Below are 13,713 nucleotides of genomic sequence, written 5' to 3' on the forward strand. Positions count from 1 at the left end.
AACAAAAGGTCATCGTATGACGACCTTTTGCTACCTTATTTCTAGTTGTTAAGAGGTTCCCGACTGATTTCCTGTACAGCGGGAGTTGAATTATTGACGCTTGATGCAGGGGGATTTGTGTTCAGCCCCTTCATGCAGATCTCTTCATCTGTCGTAGGGGGAGTACACTCTTCACTAGTAGGCGGTGTAGCACTTTCACCTAGATAGATGTATTCTCCATTTTCTAGATGAAAATACCAATGGAGTTCCTGTACATTCGGTGTAACTGTTTCCTCCACTTCTTTCTCAATCGACGCCAATACCAAACCGATACCAGCAATGGCTATAGTCAATGCAGCTACGATACTCTTCAAATTTACTTTTAAACTTAATCTTTTCATTTTCGTAATTTTTTTATTTTCAATTTTTAGTTAGTGCTATCGATGCTTTGTCCTTGTTTGTACGACGCCGGGACACCACGATTGCGATAGTCTGAAAAGTCTTTTGGCTGACCTGCCCTTCAAACCGTATATCCTAGATTCGGTTCTTTGTTGTTTGCTTGTAAGACAAAACTACGGCATGAAAAGACCGTTGTGGCTGACCGTTTTCGTAAAACATACGGACAGTTTTCATAAATTTTATGTTTTTTAATGCAGAAAAAGATTAATCTCTACTAAATTTTGGTGGATAATTTTCTGGATAGTATCCGTAAACGTTCTTAAAAGCGGTTACCGTCTCGGGAACACCAAACGCCAGTTCTCGATCTAACATTTCTTCCTTGGAAGGTATATAATCGTCAGTGAAGCCCAATTTTTGTTTGTGATAATCAACTGTTGCACAGATCATCTCATACTTCTCATGATCTTCCGGGTCAGTTTTAGAAAGCACGTCTAAGCTTTCAATGAGGCTTGGATAAGTACATATCCGTCTATTGAGATACATCCAATCCCAGCCAGCTTTTTTGCAAGCTTCAAAAAATAACTCTAAAAATGGGAGAAGACAATAGCCGTTCTCCTCATAGCGCTTAAAAAATAACTGAACAGCATATTTTATGTAGGTTTCCTCCTTTGAGAAATCTCGGTCTATTTCCTCGTAAGTCGAGCTGATAGCTATCATTACATCGCCCATTTGGTTTCTGAGGTCTCTACTGCTACTATAAGCGTCACATTTAGAAAGGTTGGTAATAAAGGAGCATGCGCAGGCGAAGATAACCATGAATTCTTGTCTGGGCTCGGCAACAAACCATTCTTGGTGGTCAATAAATTCATCAAGGGAATAATTTGTTTTGTCTAACAATTTGCGGTAGTAATCACCGGGTTTGCCCGGAATTTCCTGGTCGCTCTCCACGATTAGAAGACAGTTTTCCTGTAAGTATCTGTAATCATCATAATGTTCTTCGATCGTTTTATTCAAGAACTGGAAATAGGGTGAATTTTGCCATCCTTCTGGAGCAAACTGTTCTACAAGTTCATCTGTGCGGAGCATGAAATGTATATAGATGTTACGTAGCATATTGGTGCATTCATAAAACGATACGTTAGGAATTATTGTTTTTTTCATAGACTTATTCGTGTTTTTAAAGATAACTATTGCTGTCAAGCATGCTTAAATAAGTTTTGGGGCTGTAACCTGTACATCGTTTAAACAGACGGTAAAAACTTCGCTCGTGTGCGAAACCTAACTCGTCAGCTATGTGGAGTACGGTATCCCCGGCGGTCAACATTTTCTTAGATTTTTCAATAATATAATTTTTTTTGAAATTATTTGGGGTAATATCAAAATGTTTTTTAAACAATACCTGTAAGTTTGCTTCGCTTATGGGCAATAGCCCTGTCAAAGTGGATAAGGAGTAGTTGATACCCTTTTCATCTACGCCGAGCTCAATTAAAGTTTTGGCGGTCTCGACCATAGCCTCGTTTTCCGTTACGACGCCCAGTTCCCTGTCAATTTTACGTTTCGCCAGCTTGATCATTTCCTTTAGTTGGAAAATGATAGCAATCTGACTGTCTACATCGGCCTTTTCCAATTTCTCGCATAACGATTGGATATAGATTTCCGTAACCGGGCCGATCATAAAATCCCGGCTCACCATTGGTCTCGATGATTGCTCACGGTGCGCTTCCAGCAAAGGGTGTAGAAACTCAAAACCCGTGTCGGCTCCGGAATCAAAAATACCGACATCAAAATAGCATATGAATAATTGATAGGTGCCCGGCGGTACGTGAAGGCAGTAATGCCCGCGAGGTAAATAGATGAATCGCGCTCTTCGTTTATTCAAAGATGTAATAGGTGCGTTTTGAGTGTCAGCAATTTGGATACTATCACTGGCCTGCATCAGGTAGACCACATAAAGATCAGCTTGCTTTACAGTGACAGGGAGATTGACAACTTCATCGAACACAAAATCGAATTGCTGCAGGTAGCCCAAACGCCCTTTAAAATCTTGCGCGATACAGCTTTTTCTTTCTTTCTGGTAGTATACCGTATCGCCGTCACTAAACGGCAACGATGGAAATAAACCCGCAGCTTGCTCGTCCGGTAAAGGCTTACCGAACACAGCTGTGGTTTCTATAAAAAAGCTTTTTCTCATCATTGTGGTTTGGTATACGCCCGAAATATAGGGAACCCAAAAGCGGATTCGTAAAAAAACCTTGGATAGTGCGTTTTCATGGGTTTCGGCTTTTTTTTGCCATGCTGAACGGAGCATTTTGAGGTATTTAGGTGGGGTTCATCCCAAGGTTAAAAAGCCGAAATCCAGCTTTTCGGGGTTTCCAAGGTTTTTTTTGGATTTTACAATCATCCTATTGCATCTTTGGTTTGCAGGCCGATAGATACTGTGACCGCGGGCGGTAGAATCGTAATGCAGGATAACATTATTTACTAATTTAAAAATATGAAGACATGAAAAATTCGATTCAAAACAATCAGGTTGCTTGGAGAAAAGATCCGAACCAAAGTAAGGTTTTAGTATGGTCAGATTTAAGCTCGTACTTAGAGGAAAAACCAGAGCGTGGAAAAAAATGTCCTATTTATACATTTTCATAACATGATTCTTTTAAAAAAGTACTAATCAAAAGCTATCTACGCCACTTACTAGATAGGGGGTGTAGATAGCTACCCTTAAACCACAACCCTATGTATACGTTTAATTCTTGGTCGTTTGCACTGTTCAGTGCAAACCTGCACCGCTATTTGCCCAAACTGGACTGGCCACAGCATGAGACCGTTTATATCAATTGGAAAGATCATCACCGAAAAAAGCCGCTGGACGAGCTATTAAACAAGAGGGAGATCGACGCGCAAGTTCTTGAATCTTTTCGAGCTCCCTCTATTATCACCTTATTCCATTTGGGAGATCATTTGGTATGGCCGGTGCTACTAGCACAAAATGGCATCCGTTTTAATGTCGTCTTGGATCGAGCAGTCTACCTCGACGCAAAGAACTTATTTGACAAGCTTCTACTGCAGTTGGGAGCATACGGGCACGCGCCGGAACTGCTCTTCAGCGACGATCGTGCATTATTGCTTAAAATTAGATCCCGTATGGCAGACGGCCAACACCTGCTATGTTTTGCCGACGGAGCCTCCGGTTCGGAAACCATTAAAAAAGATGAACGGTTGCCAATCCAGTTTCTGGAGGGGACATTGTGGCTTAAAAAGGGAATACCCTTTATTAGCCATGTATTTGGTATGCCGGTTGTCTCCCTCTTGCCACATAAAATAAACGAAATTGAGTTCCTGCAACGGCACCAAATTATTTTGCCAGCTGTTCAGGAAGACCGGAGAACCTATATGCGTCGATGTTTACAACAACTATATGGCAGCTTGGAAAAGAAAATAAAAAATGAACCGCACTTGTGGGAATGCTGGGGATATCTACATCAAAATGGAATGTTGGGTAAAATAATTGATAATCAATTTTTTAATGATATATCCGCAACTATTCCGGTGATGTGGAACGACAAAATCGTGACCTTTGATCGGCTGAATTATACGGTTAGAACCGAATAGCTTATTTGTTGTTTTGACATTTATAATGTAAATTGGGAGTGTACATCACCAAAGCTTAGCGTTATGAATCCAATTGTTAGAACCATCTATCGTTCGAATGTGTGGGCTTTTCCAATTTTTGCACTGGTCTTTTGTGTAGCGAATGGATTGTTTGTAAAAGCTTCAATACCAAGTGGTCAGATATTGCTGGCGGCGCTTCTATTTGCAATATATTATAATTGGGCATATTATATTGTCCTGAACGTCTATTGGGGCAGGAGGAAGAAAAGAATATTTGCGGGAGTAGCTTTTGTAATACTTTTGTTGACTATCGAACCTTCGCTGGAGTTATTGATATACAGTTATTTTCCTTTGATTGACGTTTATTTTGACAAGTACATGCTGGAAGAGGACTATGTACACGACATTTCAGAATTTAGGCAACGTTGGATAACGGCGTTGTTAGTTATTTTTTTTGCCGTGATAATAAGGCTGGCTCTCCGTTTATATAGAAACAAAACAATCGAAGCAGAAGAGTCAAAACAACAGAAAGCTAAGCAGGATGAGGAAATAAAAACATTGCACGATCGTTTGAAAGCCCGGCAGCTCAACACACACTTCATCGAGAATTTCGTGCTCATTGCGCTTCATAGGGAAAAGAAACAGAATAAAGAAAACGTGGAGATGTTGACTATGCTGACCGACCTCATGAACTACCAATTGAGTATGGATAATCAACAACAAACCACCAATTGGCAAGAAGAATGGGACCAAGTGGAAAATCTCCTACAGATGGCGTATTATAAAGATCCGAATTTTGTGTACGAATGGGCCCACGACGGCGGAATAGCCGATTTGGAGATAGTTATCCCGCACGGCCTACTGATAATGCCATTAGAGAACGCCATAAAGTATGGTAAAAACAATGCAGAATGGCCATTCCGGATGGATTTTGGCAGAAAGAATAATCGGATATACATTCGTTATACTAATTATTTCGATCCTGTACAACGTAGCAGAATAAAGTCTACCGGCAAGGGGTTTTGGCTCATGGAGAAGCGCATAGCAGGTGGCGCATGGCCTATTAAGCTGCACAAGTGGGAAGAGAACCACGTTTTCTACGTGGATATCGAAATAGCATGTTAAAATACATATAAACCTATGGTAAAGAGAAAAGAAAAATATACGGTACTGATTGTTGATGATATGTTGGAGTCCATGGCACATATTGAAATGACCTTACGTAAACTACCTTATTTGGATGTACAGACCGAGAGTGGCCTCATGCGAGCCAGATCGCTAGTCGAGAAAGGGGTAATCGATATCCTCGTGTTGGATTTGTATATGCCAGAAGCAGACGGATTTACATTTATAGGTCTTTTGGAGCATGATCCAGCCGTGATCATGTGTTCTGGTGAAGAGATATCAGGTGCGGAAGCATTTGATCATGGTGTCGCAGATTGTATTAAAAAAATGGCTTCCAGAAAAAGAGTAATAGAAGCTGTGGAAAAAGCAATAAAGCAAGTGTATGACCGTGAACGGGAAAAGGAAAGTGCTAAGACAGTAATCACGCTTAGACGGGTACAGGATAATGCGCCACAGGAAGTTAATTGGAACCAAATCCAATATGTGTCCATTATGGAAAATATATTGACTGTTTTCGACCAGGACGCCGGAGAATCAGATTATTATTGCACCCTATTGGGATTTTTGAACAAGGTGCCTCCCCAGAAATTTGTGCAGATCCATCGGCGCTATGCCGTTAGGATAGATGCAATTCGCAACAGGGATGGTAAAAAAGTGATATTGACCAAATGGTGGGAGGTGCCGATCGGAGATAAGTATTTGAGTGAAGTAGAACGGGCTATTGACCGTTTGAAATATGAATGAAATTTAAGTATGCGATCTACCTACTATGAAAAGAACCTTAATGGCTATATGCCGTTATCTGATCCGTATTATCCGTTTATTACATGAATTAAAGTTTCAGCTATACCATCGTGAAGCGGAGACCATGCGTATATTGTCCGCGCTCCGAAAAGAATACGCGGACTTGAAACACTACTTGTCAGACCAGACTGCGGTCGAAACCGTATACCGTGATGCGGAGTATGCCATGGAATTTATTGGCATCAGTGAAAGTACACTGGCGCGCCATCAACGCAAGGGAGACCTCGCTGTGGCCAAGATGGACAAAGGCAAACGCTACTTTCGGCAGCAGGATCTGGAGCGCTTTAAAAAAGAATACTGGAACCTACCGGATTAACCTCTTTTTCATACCTGCTTCGCCCTTTCTTTATACTTTATTCGCCCATCGACCGTGTTTTTTAGGACATTTTACCGTGCCCTTACCGAGCGGCGCACGGTAATTACACGTTGGCTACACGGTAAATCTCCGGTAAATGGGCGAACAGTGTCCGAATAGATTCCGAACAATGTCCGAACGAGGGGCGAAGACTCTTCGAATGGACCGTGGAATACACATCCGGTCAATACCCCGTCAATCCAACGGGAAATGGCTGTCAACACCCTGTCAACCGTCCTACAGCCCTTGTTTTATGCTCTGCTTCTGCTGTATGTTTGTTGCCGTAAGCCCCATATACCGGTATGCGAGAAGGCGTTACAGATGGTTTAACAATTTAATTTTTTTAGCATTATGGCAACGATTAGAAGAGGAGCAAATGGAGGATTCAGCGGGAAAGCTGGATCGGTTATCGGCAGCAGCTGGAAGAGTATTGACTACATCAAAGGCCTGCCGAAAAAACGGACGAAACCGATGACGCAGGATCAACTGGTACAGCAGGCGCGTTTCGCGGTATTGACCCGTTTCTTGATGCCGCTCACCCCGATGGTGCGCGTGGGTTATGGGCAGATCCAATCGCATCGGGCCACGGCGATGAATGTCGCTGTGCAGCAAAACATGGGCCGTGCCGTAGTCGGTACGTATCCTGATTTTTCAGTGGACTATGCTGCGGTGCGCATCAGCGAAGGCCGATTGTTAGGTGGTGGTACGGTAGCTGCAACGGTAGCTGCTGGTGTACTTACGGTGAACTGGAGCACAGATGTGAACGATCTAATGGATTCCAATGCGGATGACTTGGTGTACATCGTGCTTTTCCAGCCGGAGATCGATGAGTTCATGTCTACGCCTACACTTCCTACAAGGGAAGATGGCGAGGTGGACATTACTATTCCCGATCATTTCCTGGGTGGAAAGGGGCACGTGTGGATTTTCTTTTCCGACCGGAAGGCAAAGCGCGTGTCGCGGAGTTCATATTTGGGTGAATTGGATCTGCAATAAAACAAGGCAGACGAAGGGGCAGTGCTATACTGCCTCTTCCTTTCAAAAAAGATGTATAACGTAAAAATGAATATCATATGATCGTACATAATGGAATATCTTCCCTAGTGGATGGACGGACATTGGCCAGGCTGCGGTTCCGATCCGCTTCGAAATTTTTGGCTCCGCTGGCGGCGTTGATAAAACAAGGTCTCGGAGGTGTGAAGAAACCGGGCACGACCCCGATGGGGAAGGCTATGTCGCATTTGTTGACCTCGGGTTTTAGCGGGAAGTATCCCGGATTAGAAATAGATCCGGGCAAAGTGAAACTCAGCGACGGAAATTTGGACAACCCACAGGATGTACAGGTGGCTCTCTTTAGAGATAATGTAAACATTTCGTGGTCCACCGAGATGCTGAACCCCTTCAATGCCCATGACGACGACGTCATCCTGGTTTGTGCTTATAGTGTCGCGGCTCGATACGCTGTACTCCAAGAAGGAGTCGTACAGCGAAAAGACGGTCAAGCGATTGTTGTGCTACCGGCCGTGTTCTTAAGGGAGATCACACACCTCTATTTGCTGACACACACGCGGGATGGGAAACGGTTTTCGCGAAATATATACCTGGGCGCATGTACAGCAGAAAATGGGATAATTAAGAAATAACAAAGAAATGAAAACATTACAGACAAACATCCACTGGCTTATCGAGGATATGGCCGAGGAACTATCGGGGAAACACAAACTGGGCATTGCGGTGCTATTACTGACTGCGCTGTTCCTGTTCATCGGGACGATCTTACAGTTTATAGATCCTACAGCAAGTATGCTGGACATCGGTATCTTATCGGTACTGCTTTTTGGAATATTGACCAGCATAGCGGCTATTTTCTGTAGCCTCTGGTTGCAGGAAATCCTTTGGCAACCGTTCAAGACGTTTCGTAAAGAATTTAATTACCACTTTAATCAATTGACATCATGGCAACAGTGTATCATCTATTTTTCGGTGTTCTTTTTATCACTTTATGCAGTATTGTGGGCGCTGGCCATCATACTGTAGGGATGAAGCGTCCACTATTATGGCAGGAAACAAAGGACAACAGCCTACCGCAAAAAATCATCGATATCGCCTCGGGCGAAATCGGTGTGCGCGAGGCCACAGGTAACAACGATGGGAAGCGGGTTGAAGAATACCTACGCTATACAAATTTGGGAAAAGGCTATGCCTGGTGTTCAGCCTTCGTGAGCTGGTGTTTCGGTCAAGCTGGATTACAGGAGCCCCGAAATCCTTGGAGTCCCGCTTTGTTCCCGAATGCCCGAACGTATTGCAGGGGCGACGCTTGCCGTCGTCCCGTTACATGGCTAAAGATAAATCCTGCGGATATCTTCGGTATCTATGGTAAAAGCGTCCGGCGTATCCACCATGTAGGATTGGTGAAAAGTGTTCAGGATAGCTACCTGATCACGATCGAAGGCAACAGCAACAACCGGGTAGAATCTAGACGGCGACATCTGTCTACGGTATACGCTTTGGCAAATTGGGTAGGAGGTGGGAAATGAGAAAGTTGGTGATTGTACAGGAGATAGCGTGCCTGGCGTTATTATTAACATCATCGTGCTATACGCTACGTAAAAGGATGAACAGCGTGGAGCAACATGGATTTTCCTACACGCATACGACTTTCGCCTCGGATAGTACTTTTCGGTATTGGTACTTTGCTTCCGATTCCGCTTTTTCCTATCATCCCGATAGTGGGCTGCGTACGCTTTCCGGTCGTTTGTTTGGCTGGGAGCTGGGCGTTAATCATAAACAGGAACAACAAACATTCGATAGCATCAGCAGCTTGCAACATAAGGAGATGGAAGCAACGCAAGACAGGAACAGTATTTGGACGCGTTGGTATACTGTTCCCATATTTCTTGCAGTGATACTCGTCATACTTTTTTTCATGTTAAAAAGAAAATGACGATTTCTTCCATACATGCCTACACAGAAACGCTTATCCTTTCGTTTTGGTCTATTTCATCGGAATATTACAGGCTGATCATGCTTGATGGAGTTGATGCATACTTTTTAAAGTTTTCCTGGAATAACTTCTGCAACTTGGCGGCTTGAAAATTGTACGCGTCGGCGTCGTCCCAGAGTTTGATCGGATTTAGCATGTTGGCCGGAACCTCTGCGCAGCTCGTAGGAAACTGGAGTCCAAAAGTAGGATGCGTTTCAAAAGCTGCATCTTTCAATGATCCGTTTAGAGCAGATTTGATTAATGCCCTGGTGTACGCCAACTTTATCCTTCTGCCAACGCCATAAGGCCCGGCAATCCAACCCGTATTGACAAGCCAAACGTCTACGTCTTGTTGCGTTATTTTCTCTCCCAGAAGTTCTGCATAAACTTTTGGGTGTAAGGGAAGAAATGCCTCCCCGAAACAAGCCGAAAATACCGCTTTCGGCGCCTTTACACCGTATTCCGTTCCGGCGATTTTCGCGGTGTAACCGGAAATAAAGTGCTGCATTGCTTGCTCGGGTGTTAATAAAGAAATGGGTGGAAGGACGCCAAATGCATCTGCGGTCAGGAAAAATATATGCTTCGGCTTGCTCCCCGAACCGGACCTGATGCTGCCATCCACATGCGCGATGGGGTATGCAACGCGCGTGTTCTCTGTTTTCGTTACGTCATCATAGTTAGGTATACGGGTGTTGGGCATAAATACCACATTTTCGATAAGTGATCCGAATCGGATTGCTTTAAATATCTGTGGTTCTTTCTCGCTCGATAAGCCGACACATTTAGCATAACATCCTCCTTCGAAGTTAAAGACGCCATGATCATCCCAACCATGTTCATCGTCCCCGATGAGCATACGGTCTGAATCTGCAGAAAGCGTTGTTTTTCCGGTACCGGAAAGTCCGAAAAAAAGGGCGACATTCCCATCGCGATCTTGATTTGCTGCGCAGTGCATAGGCAGAACCCGATGCTTTGTCGGCATAAGGTAATTCATGACCGAGAACATGGACTTTTTTATCTCTCCTGTATAACCCGTTCCACCGATCAAGATCATTTTTCTGGATAGGTTGATGATGACGAAATTGGGATTGTTTAAACCGAGGTCGTTGTAACAATCACAACGGTAACCCGATGCTGCCAATATGGACCATTCGGGTTGTTGACCTCTTCCGGCAACTGGGCTTTCGATAAAAAGATTTTTTGCGAATATACATTGATAGGCTGTTTCGGTAACTGTTCTTACGGACAAACTATACTTATCGTTTGCTCCAACGAGCGAGTCCAATACATAGATTTCCCGTGCAGATAAATAGTTGCCCATTTCATCGAGCAAAAACTGAAACGAATCGTCCGAAATCGGTTGGTTCACCTCTCCCCACCATACATTCGCTTGAGACAGCGGATCCTTGACAATATACCTGTCTTGTGGGGAACGCCCCGTGAACTGTCCGGTGCTGGCCACGAGCGCCCCCGTGTCGGAAAGTACTCCTTCGCGATGTATTATCGCTTTCTCCACAAGTTCGGGAACATCTTTCTGATAATGGACACGAGTCGTATCCGAAATCGACAAATAACGCAAATCTGGCTGCATTCTTATTGATTTTTTCATAACTGATTTTATTAATTGCTTTTACACTGGAAATTTGTCCAATAGCTTGAGATCGTTTCCTGAAATCAAGCATCATTGACGCTCAAATGTCCGGCTTAAAAGATTAACATTCAATAGGATTGGCCTCTTTTAGAATATTTTGTCGTTTTCGAGAAAAAAACAGTAGATTTTTCTGATCAGGAGGTTTTTAGATGGGGTATGCGGTCTGACTTTTGGTTTCCGAGAGAACGAAATAGGTCTGTACGGTATGGACATGCGGCAATACCGCCAGTTTCTGTCGGAGGAAAGTATGGTAAGCTTCCATGTCTGTGGTAGCAATTCTCAACATAAAGTCATAAGAGCCTGCTATCTGATAGCATTCCATCACTTCCGAAAACCCTAAGACTTGTTCTTCGAATTCGTTGAGCACTTCAGCTGTATGTGCCTTAAGAAATACCTGAGAGAACGATATTAAATCAATTCCAACTTTCTTCCGGTCCAGAATTGCTACGGTGTGTTTGATATAACCCGCATTTTTGAGCTTTTTCACACGTTCATGGACTGCTGTAATAGATTTATTTAAGCGATAGGACAATTCCTTGTTACTCAACGAACAGTCATGCTGCAGAAGTCGCAATAACTTTGTATCCACTTCATCTAAATCGTGTATCTTCATAACATTTCAATTTATACTGCGTTTGGTTATTTATATCCAAAAGAACGAATAATTACGCTAATTATAACATTGGCAGAAAAATTTATTGTATAAACCTCTTTATTTGAAATTTTTCTTTACGACTTATCTATTTAGAATCAGATTACGGTGATTCAATCTACTATCGAATCCGCGTAAAGATCACAAAAACTTAATGTCAGTAATTTGTAACGATGTTCTAAAAGTTTTAACTTGTATCGATTTTTAAGCAAAGCAAGTGAAATGTCTTTACAGCCACCATTAACCGAAGAAGAATTCTTGTCTTTCCAGGAAGGTGATGAACGTCTTTTCGAATATGTTTATGAGGTGTATTTTGATATGGTCATCAAAAAGGTCTATCGCCTGTGCAAAGAGGTGGCTGTCGCCGAAGAGATTACACAGGAATCCTTTGTGCAGCTGTTTTTACATAAAGAGAAGCTACAAGATGCAGCGGGTATATACCCCTATCTGTATGTGGTATCGAAACGATTGGCCATATCGCACTTCCGCAAAAAGGTAAATCAGGAAGAATATGAAACCTATCGTGCGAGTAGTTGGGAAGAATCAACGGATGAGAACCAGAAAAGAATAGAAGATAGGGATTTAAGTGCCATGATACAGCACGTCATCAATGAGCTTCCTCAACAGCAACGGATCGTGTATCAAATGAATAAGTTGGAAGATAAATCCTATCATGAAATAGCGGATATCGTTGGTCTGTCGAAAAACACCGTGCGCAACCACATCGCGACCGCCACCAAAATTATACGGTTTAAACTCAATAATCTTCTTTTTTTGCTGTTTTTTATAAAAATTTTATTTTTCATATAGTACATTTTTTAATGCTGGGCGTGTATCTATATAGAAGCAAAGCAAAAAATGAGTAAACAGCACCAATTAAAGGCGTTAATTATACGGTATCAACAAGGTGAATGTAGCCGGGAGGAAATTCAGGAACTACGCACAATGCTTGCTGCGCCCGAGAATGCCGAACTTCTGGAAGAGCTGTATGATTACTTACCCGATGGATTACTGGACGACAACCTGTTGCAGCAGAAAGCGGGTATTTATCGACAAATTTTACAGGATGAGCGTGTCCGTCGAAAGATAGAGGAATCCGGATCAGCCCATAAGCTGTGGTGGAGGAAACCTTGGGTAGCCGTAGCCGCTGTGGCATTGGTGGTGATGGCGCCATTTTTATATCATAACCTGTCATTTCTCTTTACACCTGGGACTACGCCTTCAAACGATCTGGCCGGTGATGTCATTGTACCGGGAGGCGACCGTGCCCTTATTATTTTAGATGATGGCTCGGAAATTAATCTAGAACAAATTCAGGGAGATACGGTAATCGTTCAAAATGGCTTTTCTATCGTTAAAGACGAAGACGGTACGATTTATTATCGCTATGATGCACAAGCCTTGGCGCAAGCTGCCCTCCACAATACGGTGGTGACACCCAAAGGTGGCCAATATCAGGTGGTATTGCCAGACGGTACCCGTGTTTGGTTGAACGCGGAAAGTAAACTGCGGTATCCGGTATATTTTGGACAGGACAAACGGGTGGTAACGTTGGAAGGAGAAGGGTATTTTGAGGTAGCAAAACAAGAGCGGGATGGTAAGCGGGTTCCATTTATGGTAAATACTGGCGCGCAACAATTGGAGGTCCTGGGAACAACGTTTAATGTCCAGGCCTATGGGGACGATATAAAGACAACCTTGGTGGAAGGGAAAGTACGTTTAGGCCTTGGCGCAACAGGTCATGAAGTTTTATTGCAAGCAAACGATCAGGCTATACTAAACAAGCAAACGCAGCAGTTTAACGTCGGAAAGGTAGACCCGATATATGCGATTGCGTGGAAAAATGGGAATTTTGCTTTTCGCAAGGCTTCCATCAGAGAGGTTATGGAAAGTGTTGCCCGCTGGTACGATGTGGAAGTCGTATATAATGCCGCGGTTGAAAACAGCCAATTTACAGGAACAATTTCCAGATTTGAACAGATCGATAATTTGCTTGCGCTTATAGAATTGACAGGCAGCGTTAAATTCAAAATAGAAGGAAGGAGGGTCGTCGTGGAAGAATAAGGTTTACTTCTTCATGAGACCAAAAAAACAGGAGCGGTCGTAACGCCCCTGGTTTCCGTCGTCATGACTAAAGATTGAAAAATAACTAC

General features: G+C 43.2%; 16 protein-coding genes. 11 read left to right on the forward strand and 5 right to left on the reverse strand.

Translation table 11 applies throughout. From position 1 onward, the window contains the following. Window positions 1-41: 41 nt before the first annotated feature. The 3 genes from H8B21_RS06535 to H8B21_RS06545 all read right to left on the reverse strand — a co-directional run bounded on the left by H8B21_RS06535 (window position 42) and on the right by H8B21_RS06545 (window position 2,572). Complete coding sequence (locus tag H8B21_RS06535) at window positions 42-380, reverse strand: hypothetical protein (RefSeq protein WP_190313013.1); 339 nt, start codon at window positions 378-380, stop codon at window positions 42-44. A 262-nt stretch (window positions 381-642) separates the two neighbouring features. Then, window positions 643-1,539 (reverse strand): hypothetical protein, encoded by an 897-nt coding sequence (locus H8B21_RS06540; RefSeq protein WP_190313014.1) that lies wholly within the window; start codon window positions 1,537-1,539, stop codon window positions 643-645. 16 nt (window positions 1,540-1,555) lie between these two features. Beyond that, window positions 1,556-2,572 carry a helix-turn-helix domain-containing protein gene (locus H8B21_RS06545; RefSeq protein ID WP_190313015.1) on the reverse strand — a complete coding sequence of 339 codons (1,017 nt, stop codon included), beginning with the start codon at window positions 2,570-2,572 and terminating at the stop codon, window positions 1,556-1,558. 542 nt (window positions 2,573-3,114) lie between these two features. On the opposite strand from H8B21_RS06545, the gene H8B21_RS06550 reads away from it, so the two are divergent. The 9 genes from H8B21_RS06550 (at window position 3,115) to H8B21_RS06590 (ending at window position 9,218) form a co-directional block, all read left to right on the forward strand. Beyond that, the gene (locus H8B21_RS06550; protein ID WP_190313016.1) at window positions 3,115-3,990 is read left to right on the forward strand and encodes a hypothetical protein; all 876 of its coding nucleotides are present in this window, start codon (window positions 3,115-3,117) and stop codon (window positions 3,988-3,990) included. A 63-nt stretch (window positions 3,991-4,053) separates the two neighbouring features. Further along, window positions 4,054-5,115 carry a LytS family sensor histidine kinase gene (locus tag H8B21_RS06555; protein ID WP_190313017.1) on the forward strand — a complete coding sequence of 354 codons (1,062 nt, stop codon included), beginning with the start codon at window positions 4,054-4,056 and terminating at the stop codon, window positions 5,113-5,115. Window positions 5,116-5,130: 15 nt separating this feature from the next. Beyond that, complete coding sequence (locus H8B21_RS06560) at window positions 5,131-5,859, forward strand: LytR/AlgR family response regulator transcription factor (RefSeq protein ID WP_190313018.1); 729 nt, start codon at window positions 5,131-5,133, stop codon at window positions 5,857-5,859. A gap of 25 nt (window positions 5,860-5,884) precedes the next feature. Continuing rightward, window positions 5,885-6,235, forward strand: coding sequence for a helix-turn-helix domain-containing protein (locus H8B21_RS06565; protein WP_190313019.1), 351 nt, complete (start codon window positions 5,885-5,887; stop codon window positions 6,233-6,235). A 390-nt stretch (window positions 6,236-6,625) separates the two neighbouring features. Further along, window positions 6,626-7,270: a DUF6266 family protein gene (locus H8B21_RS06570; protein WP_223814891.1), complete on the forward strand. Its 645-nt coding sequence runs from the start codon at window positions 6,626-6,628 to the stop codon at window positions 7,268-7,270. A 77-nt stretch (window positions 7,271-7,347) separates the two neighbouring features. After that, the gene (locus H8B21_RS06575) at window positions 7,348-7,917 is read left to right on the forward strand and encodes a DUF6266 family protein (RefSeq protein WP_190313021.1); all 570 of its coding nucleotides are present in this window, start codon (window positions 7,348-7,350) and stop codon (window positions 7,915-7,917) included. Window positions 7,918-7,924: 7 nt separating this feature from the next. Beyond that, window positions 7,925-8,311, forward strand: coding sequence for a hypothetical protein (locus H8B21_RS06580; RefSeq protein ID WP_190313022.1), 387 nt, complete (start codon window positions 7,925-7,927; stop codon window positions 8,309-8,311). A 2-nt stretch (window positions 8,312-8,313) separates the two neighbouring features. Beyond that, window positions 8,314-8,811: a CHAP domain-containing protein gene (locus H8B21_RS06585; protein WP_190313023.1), complete on the forward strand. Its 498-nt coding sequence runs from the start codon at window positions 8,314-8,316 to the stop codon at window positions 8,809-8,811. After that, window positions 8,808-9,218: a hypothetical protein gene (locus tag H8B21_RS06590; RefSeq protein ID WP_190313024.1), complete on the forward strand. Its 411-nt coding sequence runs from the start codon at window positions 8,808-8,810 to the stop codon at window positions 9,216-9,218. The genes H8B21_RS06585 and H8B21_RS06590 overlap by 4 nt, the downstream gene beginning before the upstream one ends. Before the next feature lie 67 nt (window positions 9,219-9,285). On the opposite strand, the gene pckA is transcribed toward H8B21_RS06590, so the two are convergent. Beyond that, window positions 9,286-10,866 carry a phosphoenolpyruvate carboxykinase (ATP) gene (gene pckA, locus H8B21_RS06595; protein ID WP_190313025.1) on the reverse strand — a complete coding sequence of 527 codons (1,581 nt, stop codon included), beginning with the start codon at window positions 10,864-10,866 and terminating at the stop codon, window positions 9,286-9,288. Window positions 10,867-11,053: 187 nt separating this feature from the next. Then, complete coding sequence (locus tag H8B21_RS06600; protein WP_223814892.1) at window positions 11,054-11,521, reverse strand: Lrp/AsnC family transcriptional regulator; 468 nt, start codon at window positions 11,519-11,521, stop codon at window positions 11,054-11,056. Window positions 11,522-11,782: 261 nt separating this feature from the next. Between H8B21_RS06600 and H8B21_RS06605 the strand changes: the two genes are divergently transcribed. Both H8B21_RS06605 and H8B21_RS06610 read left to right on the forward strand, forming a co-directional pair. After that, on the forward strand, window positions 11,783-12,370 hold the full coding sequence (locus tag H8B21_RS06605) for an RNA polymerase sigma factor (RefSeq protein ID WP_190313026.1): 588 nt from the start codon (window positions 11,783-11,785) through the stop codon (window positions 12,368-12,370). A gap of 48 nt (window positions 12,371-12,418) precedes the next feature. Next, window positions 12,419-13,624: a FecR family protein gene (locus H8B21_RS06610; RefSeq protein ID WP_190313027.1), complete on the forward strand. Its 1,206-nt coding sequence runs from the start codon at window positions 12,419-12,421 to the stop codon at window positions 13,622-13,624. The last annotated feature ends 89 nt before the right edge of the window (window positions 13,625-13,713 follow it).

The organism is Sphingobacterium chuzhouense, from assembly GCF_014692525.1.
Classification (GTDB): Bacteria; Bacteroidota; Bacteroidia; order Sphingobacteriales; family Sphingobacteriaceae; genus Sphingobacterium; species Sphingobacterium chuzhouense.

Bases quoted from the DNA above. Each gene is read 5' to 3' on its own strand.
- H8B21_RS06550 (WP_190313016.1), top strand. From the start codon at position 3,115: ATGTATACGTTTAATTCTTGGTCGTTTGCACTGTTCAGTGCAAACCTG.
- H8B21_RS06545 (WP_190313015.1), bottom strand. From the start codon at position 2,572: ATGATGAGAAAAAGCTTTTTTATAGAAACCACAGCTGTGTTCGGTAAG.
- pckA (WP_190313025.1), bottom strand. From the start codon at position 10,866: ATGAAAAAATCAATAAGAATGCAGCCAGATTTGCGTTATTTGTCGATT.
- H8B21_RS06600 (WP_223814892.1), bottom strand. From the start codon at position 11,521: ATGAAGATACACGATTTAGATGAAGTGGATACAAAGTTATTGCGACTT.
- H8B21_RS06610 (WP_190313027.1), top strand. From the start codon at position 12,419: ATGAGTAAACAGCACCAATTAAAGGCGTTAATTATACGGTATCAACAA.
- H8B21_RS06580 (WP_190313022.1), top strand. From the start codon at position 7,925: ATGAAAACATTACAGACAAACATCCACTGGCTTATCGAGGATATGGCC.
- H8B21_RS06560 (WP_190313018.1), top strand. From the start codon at position 5,131: ATGGTAAAGAGAAAAGAAAAATATACGGTACTGATTGTTGATGATATG.
- H8B21_RS06570 (WP_223814891.1), top strand. From the start codon at position 6,626: ATGGCAACGATTAGAAGAGGAGCAAATGGAGGATTCAGCGGGAAAGCT.
- H8B21_RS06535 (WP_190313013.1), bottom strand. From the start codon at position 380: ATGAAAAGATTAAGTTTAAAAGTAAATTTGAAGAGTATCGTAGCTGCA.
- H8B21_RS06590 (WP_190313024.1), top strand. From the start codon at position 8,808: ATGAGAAAGTTGGTGATTGTACAGGAGATAGCGTGCCTGGCGTTATTA.
- H8B21_RS06565 (WP_190313019.1), top strand. From the start codon at position 5,885: ATGAAAAGAACCTTAATGGCTATATGCCGTTATCTGATCCGTATTATC.
- H8B21_RS06540 (WP_190313014.1), bottom strand. From the start codon at position 1,539: ATGAAAAAAACAATAATTCCTAACGTATCGTTTTATGAATGCACCAAT.
- H8B21_RS06605 (WP_190313026.1), top strand. From the start codon at position 11,783: ATGTCTTTACAGCCACCATTAACCGAAGAAGAATTCTTGTCTTTCCAG.
- H8B21_RS06585 (WP_190313023.1), top strand. From the start codon at position 8,314: ATGAAGCGTCCACTATTATGGCAGGAAACAAAGGACAACAGCCTACCG.
- H8B21_RS06555 (WP_190313017.1), top strand. From the start codon at position 4,054: ATGAATCCAATTGTTAGAACCATCTATCGTTCGAATGTGTGGGCTTTT.
- H8B21_RS06575 (WP_190313021.1), top strand. From the start codon at position 7,348: ATGATCGTACATAATGGAATATCTTCCCTAGTGGATGGACGGACATTG.